General features: G+C 73.0%; 14 protein-coding genes and 2 pseudogenes. 5 read left to right on the forward strand and 11 right to left on the reverse strand.

Annotated features, from left to right (window positions below):
• Positions 1-4 precede the first annotated feature (4 nt).
• The 4 genes from IE108_RS27740 to IE108_RS27755 all read right to left on the reverse strand — a co-directional run bounded on the left by IE108_RS27740 (position 5) and on the right by IE108_RS27755 (position 5,849).
• A complete protein-coding gene (locus IE108_RS27740) occupies positions 5-2,008 on the reverse strand; it encodes a CocE/NonD family hydrolase (protein WP_064725967.1) in 2,004 nt (667 codons plus the stop codon).
• Between the two features lie 28 nt (positions 2,009-2,036).
• Positions 2,037-3,542 carry a peptide MFS transporter gene (locus IE108_RS27745; protein ID WP_064725966.1) on the reverse strand — a complete coding sequence of 502 codons (1,506 nt, stop codon included), beginning with the start codon at positions 3,540-3,542 and terminating at the stop codon, positions 2,037-2,039.
• A 146-nt stretch (positions 3,543-3,688) separates the two neighbouring features.
• Complete coding sequence (locus IE108_RS27750) at positions 3,689-5,059, reverse strand: MFS transporter (RefSeq protein ID WP_064725965.1); 1,371 nt, start codon at positions 5,057-5,059, stop codon at positions 3,689-3,691.
• Complete coding sequence (locus tag IE108_RS27755) at positions 5,025-5,849, reverse strand: MurR/RpiR family transcriptional regulator (RefSeq protein ID WP_064725964.1); 825 nt, start codon at positions 5,847-5,849, stop codon at positions 5,025-5,027. The genes IE108_RS27750 and IE108_RS27755 overlap by 35 nt, the downstream gene beginning before the upstream one ends.
• Before the next feature lie 86 nt (positions 5,850-5,935).
• Here IE108_RS27755 and IE108_RS27760 point away from each other — a divergent pair, with 86 nt between their 5' ends.
• Together IE108_RS27760 and IE108_RS27765 are read left to right on the forward strand one after the other, a co-directional pair.
• Positions 5,936-7,387 (forward strand): aromatic amino acid ammonia-lyase, encoded by a 1,452-nt coding sequence (locus IE108_RS27760; RefSeq protein WP_064725963.1) that lies wholly within the window; start codon positions 5,936-5,938, stop codon positions 7,385-7,387.
• 229 nt (positions 7,388-7,616) lie between these two features.
• The gene (locus tag IE108_RS27765) at positions 7,617-9,056 is read left to right on the forward strand and encodes a cation:dicarboxylate symporter family transporter (RefSeq protein WP_064725962.1); all 1,440 of its coding nucleotides are present in this window, start codon (positions 7,617-7,619) and stop codon (positions 9,054-9,056) included.
• Here IE108_RS27765 and IE108_RS27770 read toward each other — a convergent pair.
• The 3 genes and pseudogenes from IE108_RS27770 to IE108_RS27780 all read right to left on the reverse strand — a co-directional run.
• A complete protein-coding gene (locus IE108_RS27770) occupies positions 9,045-9,956 on the reverse strand; it encodes a hypothetical protein (protein ID WP_064725961.1) in 912 nt (303 codons plus the stop codon). The genes IE108_RS27765 and IE108_RS27770 overlap by 12 nt on opposite strands.
• Before the next feature lie 4 nt (positions 9,957-9,960).
• A complete protein-coding gene (locus IE108_RS27775) occupies positions 9,961-11,082 on the reverse strand; it encodes a C40 family peptidase (RefSeq protein ID WP_064725960.1) in 1,122 nt (373 codons plus the stop codon).
• A gap of 269 nt (positions 11,083-11,351) precedes the next feature.
• Positions 11,352-11,537, reverse strand: a pseudogene (locus tag IE108_RS27780) (aminoglycoside phosphotransferase); the annotation flags it as partial.
• 128 nt (positions 11,538-11,665) lie between these two features.
• Between IE108_RS27780 and IE108_RS27785 the strand changes: the two are divergent.
• On the forward strand, positions 11,666-13,033 hold the full coding sequence (locus IE108_RS27785; protein WP_064725959.1) for a diacylglycerol/lipid kinase family protein: 1,368 nt from the start codon (positions 11,666-11,668) through the stop codon (positions 13,031-13,033).
• Between the two features lie 19 nt (positions 13,034-13,052).
• On the opposite strand, the pseudogene IE108_RS27790 reads toward IE108_RS27785, so the two are convergent.
• The 4 genes and pseudogenes from IE108_RS27790 to IE108_RS27805 all read right to left on the reverse strand — a co-directional run.
• Positions 13,053-13,196: pseudogene (locus tag IE108_RS27790) on the reverse strand (TetR family transcriptional regulator); the annotation flags it as partial.
• Between the two features lie 73 nt (positions 13,197-13,269).
• Entirely contained in the window at positions 13,270-14,145 is an 876-nt protein-coding gene (locus IE108_RS27795; RefSeq protein ID WP_064725958.1) for a geranyl diphosphate 2-C-methyltransferase, read from the reverse strand.
• Between the two features lie 70 nt (positions 14,146-14,215).
• Positions 14,216-15,274 (reverse strand): family 2 encapsulin nanocompartment cargo protein terpene cyclase, encoded by a 1,059-nt coding sequence (locus tag IE108_RS27800; protein WP_064725957.1) that lies wholly within the window; start codon positions 15,272-15,274, stop codon positions 14,216-14,218.
• Complete coding sequence (locus tag IE108_RS27805) at positions 15,271-16,737, reverse strand: family 2B encapsulin nanocompartment shell protein (protein WP_373297057.1); 1,467 nt, start codon at positions 16,735-16,737, stop codon at positions 15,271-15,273. Before IE108_RS27805 ends, IE108_RS27800 begins: the two co-directional genes overlap by 4 nt.
• A 373-nt stretch (positions 16,738-17,110) precedes the next feature.
• On the opposite strand from IE108_RS27805, the gene IE108_RS27810 reads away from it, so the two are divergent.
• Together IE108_RS27810 and IE108_RS27815 are read left to right on the forward strand one after the other, a co-directional pair.
• Positions 17,111-17,713, forward strand: a complete 603-nt coding sequence (locus IE108_RS27810) for a GOLPH3/VPS74 family protein (protein ID WP_064725956.1) — start codon at positions 17,111-17,113, stop codon at positions 17,711-17,713.
• A 153-nt stretch (positions 17,714-17,866) separates the two neighbouring features.
• Positions 17,867-18,961: an NAD(+)/NADH kinase gene (locus tag IE108_RS27815; RefSeq protein WP_064725955.1), complete on the forward strand. Its 1,095-nt coding sequence runs from the start codon at positions 17,867-17,869 to the stop codon at positions 18,959-18,961.
• The last annotated feature ends 83 nt before the right edge of the window (positions 18,962-19,044 follow it).

A 19,044-nucleotide genomic window follows, 5' to 3' on the forward strand; every position in this document is an offset into this window, starting at 1 on the left:
GGGCTCAGCGGGCGACGCGGGGGATGCGCCGCTCCCAGGTGCGGTGGAAGACGACCTCGTCGCCCTCCCGGCACACCACCTCGTTCGACGTGACGAAGTCGTCCGCGTCGCAGGTGATCTCCGAACGGGTCTCCACCCGAGCGTCCCAGCCCAGCTCGGGCCGGTGCAGCCGCACGGTCCAGTCCGACCTGGCCCGCGCCGACAGCGGGTCGTCCTCCCGGACGGTGTAGGTCTCCAGCGCGTCCTCGGTGAACTCCAGACCGTCCGGGTACACGCGCGTGCCGCCGTAGCGCGGGTCCACCTCCAGGCGCCACTCGCCCTTGGCCACGTCCCGCACCACCAGCCGCTCCGGGCGCTCCTCCTCCAGCGTGGCCGGCGACACCACCTGCAACGGCTCGGACTGCTCGGGTGCCTCGAAGCGGATGCCGGTGTCCTCGGGGTGCTCCGCGGCGTCCCGCACGGGCAGCTCCAGCGCCGATCCGGCCGGCTCCAGGAGGAAGCCGTCGGAGCCGGCCTGCGGCCAGATCCACGGCCAGTACGCCGAGGACACGGCGAGGCGGATGCGGTGTCCGGCGGGGAAGGTGTGGCCGACTCCGTTGAGCGGGAAGGACACCGTCTCCGCGGCGCCCGGCGTCCACGGCACACTGCGGTCCCGGCCCTCCCGCGCGGCGAGGTTCAGCACACCGCGGGTCACCAGGGTCGACGACCCGTCCGGGGCGACGTCGCAGAGCCGGGCGACGGCCTGCCCGTGGGGCACGTCCATCCTCAGGCGCAGGGTGACCCCGGGGCGGCCCAGGATCTCGACGGGCGCGTCGGCGACGGGGAACTCGAAGCACACCGAGCGCCCGTCCTCCTCCCGCTGGTCCGGCGGCAGGTCGGCGTCGTTGCCGAACGGGAAGAACCGCCCGGCGTCCACGCCCGTGTGCTGGGGCGAGCGCACGACGACCGGGTCGCCCCCGAGCGCGTACGGCGTGGGGGTGACGTACGGGGACGGCCAGGCGGGGTCGCCGACCCAGCGGCCCGGCAGCTCGGGGTAGACCGTGGCCGGCGGGTGCGACTCGCTGATCCAGGAGCGGAGCGCCGGCTCCTCCATCACGCCGGTGTCCTCGCCCTTCAGGTGCTGGTCCCACCAGCGCAGCGTCTCCTGGAGGAAGCCGATCGGCGGGCCCGGCGGCAGCCCGCGGTCCGGGTACTGGTGCGACCACGGCCCGATCAGCCCGCGCACCCGGTCCGCGGGCAGGTGCTCCACGAGCCGCAGCACGGTGTCGCGGTACGGGTCGTGCCAGCCGCCCACGGCGAGGACGGCGGCGTCGATCGCGGAGTAGTCCTCGCAGACGCTGCCGTGCTTCCAGTAGTCGTCCCGCAGCTGGTGCCCCAGCCAGGTGTGGATGAACGGGTCGACGGCCTCCAGGCGCCGCAGCCACATCTCCCGCCACGCCTCGCCCGCGTACACCGGGTCCGGCGGGCGGCAGACGAACGCGAGCATCGTGGCGGCCCAGGCGTGCATGTCGACGCCCAGCACGGAGCCGCCCATGTAGTGCACGTCGTTGTCGTAGCGGTCGTCGGCGGAGCAGACCGTGACCACGGCCTTGAGCGGTTCGGGGGCGAGCGCGGCGATCTGGAGCGAGTTGAAGCCGCCCCAGGAGATCCCGAACATGCCCACCCTGCCGCTGCACCAGGGCTGCGCGGCCAGCCACTCGACGACCGCGACGCCGTCGGCCAGCTCGGTGGCGTCGTACTCGTCGCCGGGCAGTCCCTCGCTGTTGCCGTGCCCGCGCACGTCGACGCGCACGGAGGCGTAGCCGTGGCCGGCGTACCAGGGGTGGCGCTGGCTGTCGCGGGGCGCCGTCCAGTCGCTCAGCCGGTAGGGCAGGTACTCCAGGAGGGCCGGGACCGGCTCCTTCGTGACCGGCCGCCAGATCCGCGCGTAGAGCCCCGTGCCGTCCGGCAGCGGGATGCGGATGTCCTCGTGGGTGGTCTCGTACGGGAAGTCCGTGCGGATGCGCATGGGGCGGTACCTTCCGGCGTGCCGGTGCTCAGTGGACGGGGTGCATGGTGCGCCGCAGCCACGGCGCGAGGGCGACGACCACCAGGCCGAGGACGACCGCGATGCCTCCGTTGACACCGAAGTAAACGGGGTGTGACACGTCGTCGTAGATCTTCACGACCTGGGCCTGGATCCCGTTGGCCAGGGCCAGGGAGAGGAACCACAGGGCCATGGTCTGGCTGGAGAAGGCCTTGGGCGCCAGCTTGCTGCTGGCGGACAGGCCCGAGGTCTCCAGGAGGACGTCGCCGAGGCCGAGCAGCAGGTACGAGCCGACGATCCACCAGGCGGCCATCCGGTAGTCGGTGCCCTCGTGTCCCGCCGTCGGGACCACCATGAGCAGGAACGACAGGCCGCCGAGGATCACGCCGAAGGCGATCTTGTTGGAGGCGTGCGGCTGGCGGCGGCCCATCCGCACCCAGACGGCGGCGACCACGGGAGCCAGCGCCACCTCGAAGGCGCCGAGCGCGGAGGCGTACCAGCTGGACGGGAAGTCGAAGCCGAGGATGCTCGTGTTCGCGTTCGTCGACGCGAGCAGCATCATCGTCGAGTACGCCTGGAAGAGGATGAAGTTGAAGACCACCGAGGCGAGGAAGAGCACGATGTAGGGCCGCAGCCGGCCGCGCTCCTCGGCGGTGACCCGCGGGCTGGTGAACATGACCCAGAAGTAGACGGCCGGCGCGATCACCGAGGCGAGGGTGAGCACGTCGACGAAGCGGTCCATGGTCAGCCAGCCGACGCCCGCGAGCAGCCCGCACAGCGCGGCGAACGCCAGGGTGCCGCCCACCATGAGCCACACGGCCCGCCGCATGGCCGCGGGGGCCAGGGCGAACTCGGCGGCGTGCTTGCGCCCGGCCAGGTGCCGCCGCCCCGCGACGTACTGGATCAGCCCCAGCGTCATGCCGAAGGCCGCCGCCGAGAAGCCCCAGTGCCAGCCCTGGTGCTCGCCCAGCCAGCCGGTGATCAGCGGACCGGCGAAGGCGCCGATGTTGATGCCCATGTAGTAGAGGGCGAAGCCGGCGTCGCGGCGGTCGTCGTCGGTGCGGTAGAGCTTGCCGACCATGGCGGCCACGTTGGGCTTGAGCAGACCGGTGCCCAGACTGATCAGGCCGAGGCCGACCCATGTCATGGTCGCGGTGGGCACGGCCATCGAGTAGTGGCCGAGGGCGATGAGGATGCCGCCCCACAGCACGGCCCGGTAGGAGCCGAGGATGCGGTCGGCGAGCCAGCCGCCGCCCACGGAGACCAGGTAGACGAGGGTGCCGTAGGCCGCCGACACCGACGCGGCCGTGCCCGCGTCCATGCCCAGGCCCTCGTTCGCCACCGAGTCGGCGAAGTACAGGACCAGGATCGCCTGCATGCCGAGGAACGAGAACCGCTCCCAGACCTCCAGGCCGGACAGGGTGAGCAGACCCTTCGGCTGTCCGAAGAAGGCACGGTCGTCCCCCGACGGCGGCTGCTCGTCGTCGGCCGTCACGGGATGGGCACGGTCTGTCATGGTTCCTGTCGCCGGTCGGGGATGGGGGCCGGGCCGCCGGCGGGTGAACCGGCCGGCAGCCCCGTGTTGCTGGTCAGGAGATCAGGGGTCCCCCTCGCTTCGCAACTGCATACGCCCTGGCAGGGGCCCCTGGAACGGCGTGGCGGCTAGTGGAGCGCCATGTTCTTCGTCTCCGGGGCCCAGGCCACCGAGGCGACCAGTCCGGCGAGCAGGACCAGGGTCAGCACCAGCATCGTGGGGGAGAAGCCGAGGTGGTCCAGGCTCAGCGGGAGGAGGAAGGTGCCGATGGCCGAGCCCACCCGGCTGAGCCCGTTGAGCAGGCCGACGCCGGAGCTGCGCAGGTCGGTGGGGAAGAGTTCGGCCGGGTAGACCTGGTCCAGGTTGACCGCGGCCGACATGGTGAAGGTGAAGACCAGGAACAGCGGGAAGAGCACCGCCGTGGGGGCGTCCGGCCAGATCGCCATCGGGGCGAGCGAGGCGATGAGGACGACGAAGGACCAGATGGTGAGACCGCGACGGGACGCCTTGGCCACGAACCAGAGCCCCGCGAGGCTGCCCGCGAGCAGGAAGACGTTCAGCATGCCGTCGCTGGTCGTGTCCTCCTCGCCGACCCCCATCTTCAGCAGCACCAGCGGCAGGAACGTGTAGATCGCGAAGTACGGCACCACCTGGGCGTTGTAGAAGACCGCCCCGAACGCGGTGTTCCGCCAGTGCGCGCGTCCGAACAGGTCCCGGTAGCGGGCCGTCGTCGTGCCGCCCGCCGCCCCGGTGCTCCGCACCAGCGAGGCGAACGCCTCCGCGTCCCCGCCGAGCCGCTGGACGACCGCGCGGGCCTGCTCGACCCGGCCCCGCGCCAGCAGCCACCGCGGCGACTCCGGCACGCCGATGCGCAGCAGCACCACCGCCACCGCCGGCACACAGCTGGTGGCGAGCAGCCAGCGCCAGGCGTCGTCGCCGAGCGAGACCATGTAGTTGCCGAGGAAGAAGGCGATGACATACCCCACCGTCCACAGGACGGTCAGCGAGGCGAGAAGCCCGCCCCGGTACTTGCGGGGCACGAACTCCGCGACGAGCGTCGGCCCCAGCGCGTAGTCGGCGCCGATCCCGATGCCGATCAGGAGCCTGAGGACGAACAGCTGGGCCGGTCCGGTCACGAAGAACTCGGCGGCGGACGCCACGGCTATCAGCACGAAGTTCCACGTGTACAGCCGCTGGCGGCCGATCCGGTCGGCGGCCCAGCCGACGATCACACTGCCGAGGAAGATCCCGATCAGGGCGGACGCGCCGAGCAGTCCCTCCCAGACCGCTCCGAACCCGAGCTGGGAGGCGATCAGCGGCAGGGCGATGCTGATGATGCCCAGCTCGTAGCCGTCGGAGGCGTTGGCGCAGAACGTCAGCGAGGTGATGCGCAGGTGGAACCGGTTCAGGGGGGCGTCGTCGAACGCGGTGGCCGGCGCCGCGCCTCCGACGGGGACGGCCGAGTCACTCCCGGAGGAAGAGGTCGTGCTCTGCGGCATAGTCTTCGAAACCTTCCAGTCGTTGCCGGGCGAGGGCGCCGGCTGCGTCGGCCATCGCCTCCACCAGTGCCACGGACAGCGAGACCACCGCGGCGTGGGAGTCGAACACGAACTCGGAGGCGACGCCCGCGCTCAGCACGTCGTCGGCGAGCGGGGTGAGCGCCGAGACGAGCCGGTCCGTGATCAGAAGCGTGTGCAGGCCCAGCTCCCGGGCCTGGTCGAGGGCGGTCGCGCTCTCCCGCGGGTAGCGGGGGAGGGCGACCAGGACGAGTGTGCGGGCACCGCTCCGGTGGGCGTGCCGCAGCTGGTCCCCGAAGACGCTGCCCGAGTCGGTCAGCAGGCGGACGTCCGGGTGGATCTTGGTGGCCAGGTAGGCGAAGGACGCCGCCTGCGCCGCCGACACGCGGTATCCCGCGACGACCAGCGGCGTCGATTCCATCAGCCGCTGCGCGAGCGCCCGCAGCCGGGTGTCGTCCGACAGCTCGGCCCGCAGGGCGGCGATGTTGCGCAGGTCCGCGTCGATGGCGGCCTGGAACTTGTTGCCCCCGCGCGCCACCTCCGGCACCGCCGTCGCCGTACGGAGCCAGCGGCGGAATTCCCCGTACCCGTCGAAGCCCAGCAGCGCCACGAACCGGGTCACGGACGGCTGGCTGACCTGGGCCCGCTCGGCGAGCTCGGCGCTGGTGAGCGCGGCCGCGTCGACCGGGCGCTCGGCGAGGTAACTGGCGATGCGCCGCTGCGCCGGTGTGAGCCGGTGGGCAGTGAGCAACTCGTGCAGCGACCGGGGCACCGGGAGTCTCCTTCTTGCCAGTCCGACGAATCAAGAGTTACATGCTATTCGCAGGAATGAATGAAGAGTTGTCAAGAGGAGGGGTGATGATCGATACCAGCCGGATCGAGATCAGCGGCGCCGGGCTCCGCTGCACCGACGTGGTCCGCGCCGCCCGGCGCAGCGCGTGGACGGAGCTGACCCCCGACGCCCTGACCCGGGCCGGGCAGAGCTACGAGCTGGCGGTGGAGCTGGGCGCCAAGGGCGCCGTCTACGGCCGGACCACCGGGGTCGGCGCCAACCGCCACATCGTCGTCGATCCAGGGGCCGCCGACCTCCACGGACTGCGCCTGCTGCGCAGCCACGCCGGCGGTTCCGGGGAGCCCCTCTCCGACGACGCTGTGCGCGCCGTGATGGTGATCCGCCTCAACCAGCTGGCCGCCGCCGGCAGTGGCGTGCACCCCCGGCTGCTGCGGGCGCTGGAGCAGGCGCTGCGGGTCGGCGCGCTGCCGCTCGTGCACACCCGCGGCGCGATCGGCACCGGCGACCTGACGGCCCTGGCCGAGATCGCGCTGACCCTCGCCGGGGAACTGCCCTGGGCGTCCGGCGGCATCGAACCGGTGCCGATCAGCCCGGGCGACGCCCTCGCGTTCATCTCCAGCAACGCCGCCACCCTGGGCGAGGCCGTCCTGGCCTGGCACGACCTCAACCGCCTGCTGGCCGCGAGCCACGTCGTCACGGCGCTGACCTTCCGCGCCCTCGGCGGCTCGGCCGAGGCCTACGACGAACGCGTCCACGCGGCCCGGCCCCACCCCGGCTCGGTGCGCTGCGCCGCGGATATGCGACGGCTGCTGACCGGCTCGGGCGATCCGCTCCCCGGGCGCCGGCTGCAGGACCCCTTCGGGCTGCGGGCCTTCCCGCAGGTGCAGGGGGCGGCGCTCGACGCGGCCGCCCGGGTGGGTGAGGTGCTGGAGGTCGACGTGAACGCCGCGGCGGAGAACCCGCTGATCGACGCGGAGACCCACCAGGCCTACCACCACGGCCAGTTCTCCACGGCGCAGGTCGCCCTCGCCTTCGACTACCTCCGGGCCGCGCTGCACCACATCGCCGAACTGTCCGCGGCCCGGCTGAGCGACCTGGTGGAGCCGGACATCAGCGGCCTGCCGCCGTTCCTCGCGGACGGTCCCGCCGGCAGCTCGGGCATCATGATCCTGGAGTACGTCTCCCACGACGCGCTCGGCACCCTGCGGCACGCCGCGTCCCCGGTGACGCTGGGCACCGCGGTGATCTCCCGGGGCCTGGAGGACCACGCCAGCTTCTCGACCCACGCGGTACGCAGCACGGTCACCGCGACCGCCGCCTACCGCACCGTCCTGGCCTGCGAACTGCTCGGCGCGGTGCGGGCGTTGCGGATGGCCGGCACGGAACTGCCGGACACGCCGCTGCGCGAGGCGTACCGGCTGGCCACCGCCGAGCTGCCGCACATCGCCGAGGACCACCCCCTCAGCACCGAGATCCGCCGGGCCGAACGTCTCCTGGACCGCTTCTCCACGCTGTGAGGGGCCGCACCCCCGCCGCCCGTCGACCGCTGCCCTGTCCGTTTCATCAGCCGGTGTGGGTGAGTGCGGGTGAGTGCGGTCCTTGCTCCCGCTTGGGGTTTGGATCTTGTGCCAAAGTCGCGGCGACCTGAGGTTCGGACCCTTCTCTGACAGACGCGCGCCCCCGATAGTGGCTCCCGGTGAAAGTTTGATTCCGCATGTCGGAATCGCATGGAAGGGAGTGTGCTCCGTGTCGAATGCCAGTCCGTCCCTGGCTCGTCGCCTCGGCCGTTTTCTGCGGGCGTCACTGTTCGTGCAGGTGGCCTGCGCCCTGGTCGCCGGAGTCGTCGTCGGGGGCGTGTGGCCGCAAGTGGGCAGCAGCGTCCAGCCGCTCGGTGACGGATTCGTCCGGCTGATCAAGGCGATGATCGCCCCGCTGGTCTTCTGCGTGGTGGTCACCGGCATCGCCAAGGCGGGGGATCTCAAGGCCTTCGGCCGGATCGGGCTGAAGGCGCTCGTCTGGTTCGAGGTCGCCACCACGGTCGCCCTCGCGGTCGGACTGCTGGCCGGGAACCTCGTACGCCCCGGCAGCGGAATGAACGTCGATCCGGGATCGCTGGACGCCTCGGCCGTCGACGCGGAGACCGGTGGCGGTGAACTGCCTTCCACCAGCGAGTTCCTGCTGCACTCCCTGCCGGACAGCGCCGTCGGCGCCTTCGCCGAGAACTCCCTCCTCCAGGTGCTCGTCCTCGCCTGCCTCGCGGGCGCCGCCGTGCTGCACCTGGGCCACACCAAGGTGCCCGCCATCCTCCCGGCGGTGGAGCAGGCCCAGGAGGTCGTCTTCGCGATCGTCGGCTTCGTCATGAAGCTCGCCCCGCTGGCCGTCTTCGGCGCGACCGCCCACCTCGTCGGCGAGTACGGGCTGGGTGCCCTGTCCACCTACGGCAAGCTGATCGGCGTCTGCTACGCCGTCGCGCTGGTCTTCCTGCTCCTGCTGGGCCTCGCCCTCAAGGCGTTCACCGGCGTGAGCCTGTGGAAGTTCGTCCGCTACACCCGTGAGGAACTGCTGCTGGCCCTGGGCACCGCGTCCAGCGAGACGGTCATGCCCCGCATGATGCAGAAGCTCCGGCACGCGGGCTGCCGCGACGACGCCGTGGGCCTCGTCCTGCCGACCGGGTACTCCTTCAACCTCGACGGCGCGTCCATCTACCTCTCGATCGCGACCCTGTTCATCGCGCAGGCCGTCGGCGTCGACCTGACCCTCGGTCAGCAGGTCACCGTGGTCCTCGTCCTGATGCTGACCAGCAAGGGCATGGCGGGGGTGCCCGGTTCGGCGTTCCTCGCCCTGTCCGCGACGGCCTCGGCGCTCGGGGTCATTCCGGCGGGTGCCGTGGCGCTGCTCCTCGGGGTCGACCGCATCATGGACACCATGCGCGTGGCCACCAACCTGCTCGGCAACTGCGTCGCCGTCTTCGCCGTGTCCAAGTGGGAGGGCGCCCTGGACCGCACCCGCGCACGCGAAGTCCTCGACGGCGAGCACGAGTTCGTCGAGGAGCGGGACGCCGGCGCCGTCCGGTCCGCGCCCGGGGAGGGCACGGCGGGAGCCGCCCCCGCCCCGGCCGCCGTCGCGCCGGAGAAGGACACCCCGGCGCCCGCGCCCCCCGCGGCAGGCGGTGGCTCAGCCGGCTGAGCGGCCGGCGCGGCGGGTGAAGCGGCGCAGCCCCCGGCGGGTGGGCTTGAGGGGCCTGTCCTCGGGGGCGGCCGCCGCCGGTGCCGCCGGCAGCGCCCTGGCCGTGGCGGGGACCGGGCCCTCCACGGGCCGGCCGCCCCGTTCGAGCCGGGTCCGGACCGCCTGGGCCATGGCGTGGTGGGACGGATCGTGCAGCAGGCCCTCCTCCGCCAACCGCTCCCACATGCGCAGCAGTTCCTGCCCCCGGGTCGCGACCTGGCCCTCGTCCCACAGCCGCTGCCATGCCGCGGTGGCCCGGGCGACCTCGGGTGCGGCCCGGTTCAGGTCGGTGCGGCAGCGGATCCGCGCGACGGTCAGCGCGAGCACGGTGGAGATCATGTAGTCCCCCCGTAGGTAGGCGATGTACGCCTCGATCGCCCGTGCCTCCAGGGAGAGTTCGTCCTCGGCGCCCCGGCGCAGCGAGAGATGCTCGCGCAACGCGCTGGCGAGGACGAACGCGGCGTGCAGTTCCTCGCGCTGCGTGTGCTGGATGATGCGCTCGACGCGGGCGAGCGGGGGGAACGCCTCCTCCTCCGCGGCGGTGCGCTCGCGGCCGGGCGGCAGGTCCTCCTCCTCGGCGATGGTCCGGCTGGAGCCGTCCGGGTACACCCGCAGCCGCGCCACCTGCTGGGCCGGCCGGTCGATGACGGTCGCCGCCACCGGAGCCCCGAGGGTCCGCGCGAACATCGCGATGGCGTCCAGGATCGCCTCGTTGGCCGGCCGCGTACCGCCCATCTCCAGCAGATGGCCGTTGACCACCGTCGACCCGTCCTCGGCGACGTAGGCGTCGAGACGGATCAGCGGCGGTGCGCTGAGGACGGGCAGGTTCCCCCGGTCACGGGGTGTCGGCGAGTGGGGCATGCGCTCAGACTCCGGGTCGGACCACACCGAGGATGGGCATGGAGGCGGCGGGCGCGGTCGTGATGGACCGTCCGGGCCTCGGCGCGTGGACCATCTGCCCGCCTCCGATGTACATGCCCACGTGCGTGGCGTCGTTGTAGTAGATGATCAGGTCACCGGGGCGCGCGGACGAGAGGCCGACCCGGGTCAGCCCCTGCCACTGCGCCTGCGAGGTGCGCGGGATGGGGTGCCCGGCGGCCGCCCACGCGGCGGAGGTCAGCCCCGAGCAGTCGTACGACGAGGGGCCCACGGCTCCCCAGACGTAGGGCTTGCCGATCTGGGCCATCGCGAATCCGACCGCCTTCCCGGCCGCGCCGCTCACGCCCGTCCCGCCGCCCGCACCGCCCCCGGCGGTGGAACCGCCGCCGCCCGAGCCGCCGCCACTGCTGGAACCGCCGCCGCCCGAACCGGACCCCGGCCACTTGGACTTGGCCTCCTCGGTACGCTGCCGTTCGAGCGCGGCCAGCCGGCGGGTCTCCTCCTCCTCGAGCCCGGCCTCGATGCGCTCGGCCTCGGCGATCTTCTTCTCGATCCGCTCCTTCGCCCCGGCCTTGTCCGCGCGCGTCTTCTTCAGCTTGCGCAGCTCCTCCGCGGCGGCCTCGGTCTGCTCGTCCAGCTCGGCGCGGACGGTCCGCTGGGTCTCGGAGACGTTGACCAGCCCCCGCATGGCCTGGCGGGCCTGCGACGCCTCGTCGAGTGCCTGGTCGGGGTGGTCGCCGAGGAGCAACTGGATCCCGGTGGAGGCCAGATGACCCCCGCGGTACTGCGTCCGGGCGGCGGCACCGGCCAGTTCACGCAGGTCGTCGACGCGGTCCTCGGTGCGGCTGAGGTCCTTGCGCAGCGAGGTCAGCCGCTTCTCCTGCCGGGTGGCCTTCTCGTTCGCCGCGTTGTACGCCTCGGTGGCCACCTCCGCCTCGCGGTAGAGGCCGTCCAGTTCGGAGCGGATCCCCTCGATGGATCTGCCGCCCCCCGGTTCGGGATCGTCGGGGGCCGCGTAACTCGGCCCGGGTATCAGGGCCATCGCGCAGACGACTGCTGCTGCGGTGGCCCGGCCCCGAAGCCGTCCGCCGCCGGTCGACACGTTCATCGGCTCCACTTTCAGAGATCGTGTGCGGGCAGCTGGGACGGGCGGCCTCCGGCCATCGCGGTCGCCATCACGGGTCACACGGAGATCCGTTCGACCTGTGAACACATTACCCTCACCTGATCGGCCCACCCCGGCGTCCCCGCGCGTGTCAACGTGCTCGTGGGCAACTCGCCTTCCGCAGTTGGCCGGTTCTTGTCCCCTGCCGTCCGAATCCTCAGCCCTGCCTCGTCGCCGTGAGCCGTCGCAGCGCGGCCCGCGCGGGCGGTGAACAGCAGTTCGTCCGCGCTCCGCGTCGCCCACGGCAACCGCACGGCCAGATCGTCCCCGAGCCGCCACAGCTGGTTGTATCAGCCCCGTGCACCGAGCCTCACGGGCAGGTCGGCCAGGTCGGGATGCTGTTCCTCGAGGAGTACGCGGACCAGATCCGCGGTGATCTCCGCCTCGGTGGGGGACATGGGGAGCAACAGTAGCCGGACGACGCGGGCGACGCGACGGGACCGGTGTCGGTGCTCCCCCTTCGGGAGGCCGTAGGCTGCCCGGCGGCTCCCGGCCGGCGGAGCCGCGGAGACGAGGGGGCGCGCAGGTGAGCAGGGCCGATCACTCGGACAGGGCACGTTCGCTGGCCCGTTGCGCGGTGCTCGCCGCGGCGGCGGCCGTCCTGGTGGTGCTTCTGTCGCTCCTCCGCACGGGTCCCCTGATCATCCTTCAAGGGCTCGCGGGACTGGCGGTGTGCGCGGTGGGAGCCTGGTGGTTCCTGGCCCACCGGGGGGTCGTGCGCGTGCTGGGCGGGGCACTCGCCGTGGGAGCGCCGGCGGCCGTGCTCGCGCTGTTCCTCTACGGCGGCCTGTGGTTCACGGCGCCGGCGGGGGTCGCGCTGTGGGCCGGCGCGCTGGCCTGTGCCCGCGGCGCCCTGCGCGCCGACCGGCGGCCCGAGCGGCCGGCCGCCGTCCGGCCGGGCCGGCCGCCCCGCCGGCCCGTCCTCATCATGAACCCGGCCTCGGGCGGCGGGAAGGTCGTCCGGTTCGGTCTCGTCGAGCGGGCCGAAGCACTCGGTGCCCGCGTGCTCCTGCTGACCCCGGGCACCCGCACCGACGTCGAGGAACTCGCCCGCAAGGCCGTGGCCGAGGGCGCCGACCTGCTCGGCGTCGCGGGCGGGGACGGCACCCAGGCCCTCGTCGCCGCGGTGGCGGCCGAGCACGACCTGCCCTTCCTGGTCATCTCCGCCGGCACCCGCAACCACCTCGCCATGGACCTCGGCCTGGACCGCAGCGACCCCTCCCGGTGCCTGGACGCCCTGACCGACGGGGTGGAGCTGCGGGTGGACCTGGGTGACGTGGCGGGCCGGGCGTTCGTGAACACCGTGTCGTTCGGGGTGTACGCGGCGATCGTGCAGCGCCCCGAGTACCGCGACGCCAAGGCGGGCACGGCGCTCGACGCGCTGCCGGACCTGCTGGCCGGGGGAGCCGGTGAGCGCCTCGACGCCCTCGCCGACGGCCTGCCGGTCACCGGGCAGCAGGCCCTCCTCGTCAGCAACAACCCCTACTCGGCGGCCGATCCGCTGGAGGTGGGCCGCCGGCCCCGGCTGGACGGGGGCGAACTCGGCGTCCTCGGCATCCGCGTGGACGGCGCGGCGCAGGCAGCCGACCTCGCCGTGCGGGGAGCGCTGTCCCCGGCCCTGACCGTACTGACGTCACGCCGGGTCGAGGTCCGTGCCGGTGCGGGCGACGACTCCGACTCCGCTGCCGGCACCGCTGCCGCGAGCATCCCGGTGGCCGTCGACGGCGAGGCGCTGACGCTGCCCACGCCGGTCGTGTGCACCCTGCGCCCGCGTGCCCTGCGCGTCCTGGTCCCGCGGAACCGTCCGGGCGCGGTGGATCAGGTGCCGGAACTGAACTGGCGCAGGATCGCCACGCTGGCCCTCGACCGCCCCGGGCCCGGCGCCCGCGCCTGACCCTCAGGAGGCGGCGAACTCAGCCGCCGGTACGCGCCCGCAGGATTCCCTCGACGCCATCGAGGAAGGTCTCCGAGACCAGTTCGGGATCGAAGAGGCACCCCGCGGCCATGGCGCCGTCGCGCAGCATGACGAGATGCCGGCCGTCCGCCTCGGCGGGTGCCGCGGCGGCACACGCCGACAGCCGCGCGGGTCACACGCGCGGCCGTCGGGTCGTGCTCGTCGGGGCCGGGGCGTCAGACCCGGTCGGCCACGATCATCAGGTACTGGAAGCTGCCGTTGCGGTAGGCGTCGAGGAACGTGTCCTCGATGCCCGTGACCAGGTGCTCGGCCTCCCGGCGCAGCTCCCAGTAGGGGATCGTGGCCGCCGTGAGGTCCTGGACGTGGACGGGAACGAGCCGGTTGCGGGCCATCGCCCGGAAGTACGCGGAGCGGGGGTGGATGTCGCAGATGTAGTGGGCGTTGATGAGTGACACCTCGCGGGAGGCCTGCCCGTACGTGTCGTTGTAGCAGCCGGTGATCACCACGTACCGGCCGCCGCGGCGCAGCAGGCGGGCGTGCTCGGCGAAGAGCAGGTCCAGCTCGACGTACATCGTGGACTCGTTGTTCCAGGAGGCCGCGTAGGCGCCCGTGGTGAGGCCGGTGTCGAGCATGTTGCGGTGGTGGTAGCGGACCTTGCCGTCGATGCCGCGCTTGCGGGCCTGCTCGTTGGCGAACTCGGCCTGCTTGGCGGAGATGGTGACCCCGTCGGTGTGGCAGCCGTGCCGCAGATGAGCCACCACGCTGCCGCCGCCCCGCCCGCAGCCGGCGTCGAAGGCCCGGTCGGTGGAGGACAGGTCGCCGAGGTGCGAGGCGAGGAACTCGGCCTGCGCGTGCTCCAGCCGGTGCAGTTCGTGCGTGAGCCGCTCCCGGCGCCGCTCCGGGTCCGGCTCACCGAGCACCGACGTGTCGGCGTCCCCGATGCCGTAGTGGTGGTGGTACAGGTCGTCGACTCGGCCGAGTTCGAGGTTGACCGGGTTCTCCTCGGCGTTCCAGTAGTCCGCGACGCGGTTCTGGTACGTGGACTGCGTGGGTACCGGTACGGCCTTGGTACGAGTCTGGGCGGTGGTCAACTATGGCTCCCTGGTGCTGTGATGCGTGTTCCGTCGTGCCGTGGGCGCTGGTGCCGGTGCCGGGCGCCGGTCACCAGTAGTCGGGCAGGCTGTAGCGGTCGCTGTTGGTCGCGTGCCATTCGTGGTTGCCCGACACCCAGTCGGCCAGGCCGCGGGCGTACCGCTCGACGAGGGGCGAGGTGGTGGACAGCAGGGCGGACTCCGTTTCGAACGCTTCCATGATCTCGTTGTGGATGTCGACGCTGCGGAGATAGGCGGCCTTGAGGCCGCACCGGTCGTTGGCGGCGACGACCTGGGGCAGGTTCAGGTGCTCCGGGTCGCTCGCCAGTTCCTTGGTGAACGAGTACAGGTCGTTGACGATGGTCGTGGCGTTGCAGGCGAGGGCCGTGATCCGCTGCACCTCGGGGCGGGCGTAGACCGCCTCGGGCAGTTCGTAGCCGTCCACCGCGTCCACGATGGACAGACACGGCCGGAAGTTGTTGAACTGCCGCATCACCAGGTACTCCCAGATCGGCGGCCGGTGCCGCGTCTCCGACCACGAGGCCTCCGCCAGGTACCCGAGATGCAGCCGGGCGAGGTCGTGCACGAGCCGCGTCGTCTGACTGGGCGTGGCGAGCGCCGCGTAGTCCTTGAGGGCCCAGTGGTACGACCGCAGCGGGCCGTCCGCCTGGACGCCGTGCCGCCACTCCTCCTCGGCCTCGGGGGTGGAGTGCAGGGGGTCGAGGGCGGACTGGGCGACGATCAGCCGGCCGCCGAGGCCGCGCCGCGCGCCGCCCCTGCCCTCGTCCTCCTCGCAGTAGCAGCTGTCGACGATGTTCTCGGCCAGCAGCAGCTTTCCCGCGACGGTGAGGCGTTCCATGTCGACCGCCTCGGGGTGCTGGAGCGCCACGGCCCGGCCGAACTGGAACTGGCCGAAGTCCCCGCTCCACTCCGGCGGGAACAGGTCGAGGGCGCGGGCCCAGGCCTCCAGTCTCTCGTCGATCTCGGCGGCCTTGCCGGGGTCGGCGGGCGGAACGGGCCGGTGGATCAGGCCGGGGATGGTCTTCTCACGCCGGGCCCGCATGGACCGGGCGGGGTTCGGCGGGCCGGGCAGCGGATAGGCGGCCGTGCCGCTCGCGGAGGTGCTCATCGGTCGTGTGCTCCAGCAGATCGGTCGGCGACCCGGCCGAGTTGGACGTTCTCCAGGAGGCCGGCCGCGTCGGGTACGAGGATGGCCAGTGAGTAGTAGGCGGTCACGAGATAGCTGGTGACGGCGTTCCGGCCGACGCCCATGAAGCGGACGTTGAGCCCGGGTTCGTACTCCTCGGGGATGCCGGTCTGGTACAGGCCGACGACACCCTGCTCGGCCTCGCCGGTGCGCAGCGCGAGGATGCCGGTCGTGTGCGAGCGGGAGACGGGGATCTTGCCGCACGGGAAGATCGGGACGCCCCGCCAGGCGGGGACGTGGTGGCCGTTCACGGTCGCCGAGCCCGGCACAAGACCGCGCTTGTTGCACTGCCGGAAGAACGCGGCGATCGCCTTCGGGTGGGCGAGGAACAGCCCCGTCCCGCGGCGCATGGCGAGGAGTTCGTCCATGTCGTCGGGGGTGGGCGGCCCGCCGGACGTGCTGATGCGCTGACCGGGGTCGACGTTGTGCAGCAGCCCGAACTCCCGGTTGTTCACCAGCTCCCACTCCTGGCGTTCGCGGATCTCCTGGATGGTCAGCCGCAGTTGCTGCCGCGTCTGGTCCATGGGATCGCTGTAGAGGTCCGCGACGCGGGTGTGCACGCGGAGCACCGTCTGCGTGAGGGACAGCTCGTACTCGCGCGGTGCGAGGTCGTAGTCGACGAAGCCGCCGGACAGCGTCGGCTCACCGCGGTGGCCGGACCCGACCGGCATGTCCGCCTCGCCCGAGCGGTTCGCCGGGAGCCGCCGCCGCTCCTCGTACGCCGCGAGATGAGCGGCCAGGGACGGCACCCGGCCGGCCAGTTCGCGCAGCACTTCCCCCGGCAGCGCGAGCACCACCGCCGCCGTCTGGGCGCGCACCGTCGCCGGCCACAGCGGATCGGGCCGGCCGATCGCCTCGTCGCCCACCGGTTCGCCGCCGCCGAGGACACCGACCACGGCCTCCCCGCCGTACTTCCCGACGGCGAGCCGCGTGAGGCGGCCGTGGACGACCAGGCAGATCTCCGTCACCGGCCGGCCCGCCTCGCACAGCACCTCACCGGCACGGACCTCGCGGACGGCGAAACGGGAGGCCAGTTCCGCCAGGACCTCGTGGTCGTCGTAACCCCGGAGCGCGGGCAGCTCGGTGAGGGTCCGCGGGATCACCCGGACGTCGTCCGCGCCGTTGTGCTCGAAGCGGACCCTGCCCCGGCCCAGGTGCAGTTGCAGGCGGCGGTTGACCCGGTACGACCCGCCCCCGACGTCCACCCACGGCAGCTTCCTGATCAGCCACCGGGAGGAGATGCCCCGCATCTGGGGCTCGGACTTGGTGGTGGTCGCCAGCTGTCGCGCGGCCCGTGTGCCGAGGCTGGTCGGCGGGTTCCCGTCGGACACCGCGGGACCGGGGCCCGGGGTGACCAGACCTGTGGCGCTGTCCTGAGCGGACACTTTCCCTCCCGGAAGGGGCGAGCGGTAGTGAGCGGAACGACCCTTGGTGCACAAGTGGACCGTGCGCCTCAGCAAGACAACCAGGGCCGGCCCACCTGCCGGTACGGCGCGAAGGGGGCGGTCTTCACCCCACGAGGCACAAACACCGCGGATGAAGCGCAGGGCGCGCGGGCCACCCACCCGCACGCCCCGCCACCACTCCGAACTCCCCGGCGTCACACGCATGCCGCGGCGCCTCACGGGCATCACGCGCCGGACGCCGCGCCACCACCGCGCGGGCCGCGCGCTCCCGGGTCGGTCGAGTCCCCTGGGTAGGCTGGGGCGATCACGGCCCGCGTATCGCAGCAGATGTGACAGATGTGGAGCTCCCGCCATGACCACTGCGCAGGACCTGACGATCGTCTCCCTGGAGGCGCCCACCGAGTATCCCGTCGAGCGCGGCGACCTCTCGCTGGCCCTGGCCGGAGCCGAACTGATCGACCTGCTGGAGGGCGGCGCCGTCGCCCTGGACGGGCTCGTCCCGCGTCCGGTGGCGCCCCCGGAGACCGGCGACACCCGGCTGGAGGCGGCGGCCGCCGAGGTCGGCCGCGCACCGGACGAGTCGGTCAAGGAGTGGCTGTGGCGCCGGGGGCGCGGACTGGCGGCGGAGTACCTCGCCGCCGAGGGCGCCGACGACGGCGGCCGCAAACGCCCGCGGTGGCTGGGACGGCGCGACACCGAGCGCCCGGCCCCGTCCGATCCGCAGACGCGCCGGCGGGCCACCGAACGCTGGGAATCCGGCGACCCCGTGCTGGCCGGCCTCGCGGCCGCGGTGGGGATCCACCACGAGTCGGCCGACCGGATCGAGGACCCCGCGGACGACCGGATCGCCGCCGTGCTCGCCGCGGTGAACGACGCCGTCGTGGAGCTGGCGGCCATCAGGCAGCGCCGCGACATCGAGGACGCCGCCTTCGACAACATCTGGCGCGGCCTGTGACGGCCACCGCCCCGGGCGCCTGAGCCCACCCGGCGCGGGCGCCCCCACCGCGGCCCCGTCGGCATGTCGCTGCCCGGGCCTCCGCGCCCGGTCGGCGAGGATTCCGGCAGAGCAGGCCTCGGCGAAACCGGGCGAACGCGCAGGGAGGCAGCGGTGACGGTCCAGCGGGTCGGACTCGTGGTGCACGGAGGCCGCGAGGGAGCGGCGGCGGCGGCGCGGGACGTCCGGCGGTGGTGCGAGGAGAACGCCGTCCGCTGTGCCGACATCGACGTCTGGAGCGGCGAGGGCAGGCGCAGCGCCCGGGAGGAGGTCGAGGCGGCCGGCGACCCCGACCTCGTCGTCACCCTCGGCGGTGACGGCACCTTCCTTCGCGGCGCCCGGCTGGCGGCCGAGAACGACGCGCTCATCCTCGGCGTCGACCTCGGCCGCGTCGGCTTCCTGACCGAGGTGCCCGCGCCCGCCGTGCGCGCCGCGCTCGACGCCGTACGGGACGGCCGCGTCGACCCGGAGAACCGCATGCTGCTCACCCTCAGGGCTTCCCGGCTGCTGGAGATCCCGAAGGAGATGGAGGCCCTGCTGCGCTACGGGCGGGGCCCGCTGCTGCCGCCGCCGCGCGTGCGCACCGACTGCGAGAGCGGCGGCGAGTGGGGCATCGCGCTGAACGTCACGGCCCTCAACGACGTCGTGCTGGAGAAGCTGTCCAGGGACCGGCAGGTCTCCGTCGGCGTCTACGTCTCCGGCCGCCTGCTGGCCTCGTACTCCGCGGACGCCCTGCTGGTGGCCACGCCGACCGGCTCGACCGCCTACAGCTTCGCGGCGGGCGGCCCGGTGGTCTCCCCCCGGGCCGAGGCACTCGTCTTCACCGCGGTGGCCCCGCACATGACCTTCGACCGCTCCGTGGTGACCGCGCCCGACGAGCCCGTCGGCCTGCGCATCCTCGAACGGTCCGGACAGGCCGCCGTGAGCATCGACGGACAGCTCCGCGGCGTCCTCGACCCCGGCGACTGGCTCGGCGTCTACGCCGCGCCCCGCCGGCTGCGGGCGGTGCGGCTCGGGCCCATGGACTTCTACGGGCGGCTGCGCGAGCGCATGCGGCTGACCGACGCCCCCGCGGCCGTCGCCGACGGCACCCCCGCACCCCTGTGGCCGGTGAGTACGCCCCCGCCGGGGGACCTCGCCCACCTGGCCATGCCCCTCCCCGGGCCCGACGGGACAACGGCCGGGGATGTGTCGCCGCCCTGCCCGTGACATAACCTCTCCTCAGGAGGCGCCTGTCGGGCGCCCGGCCGGGGGTGGGAGGCGACGGTGCTCAGGAGCGGCGGCTCACGATG

The organism is Streptomyces parvulus (assembly GCF_014648855.1).
Lineage (GTDB): Bacteria > Actinomycetota > Actinomycetes > Streptomycetales > Streptomycetaceae > Streptomyces > Streptomyces parvulus.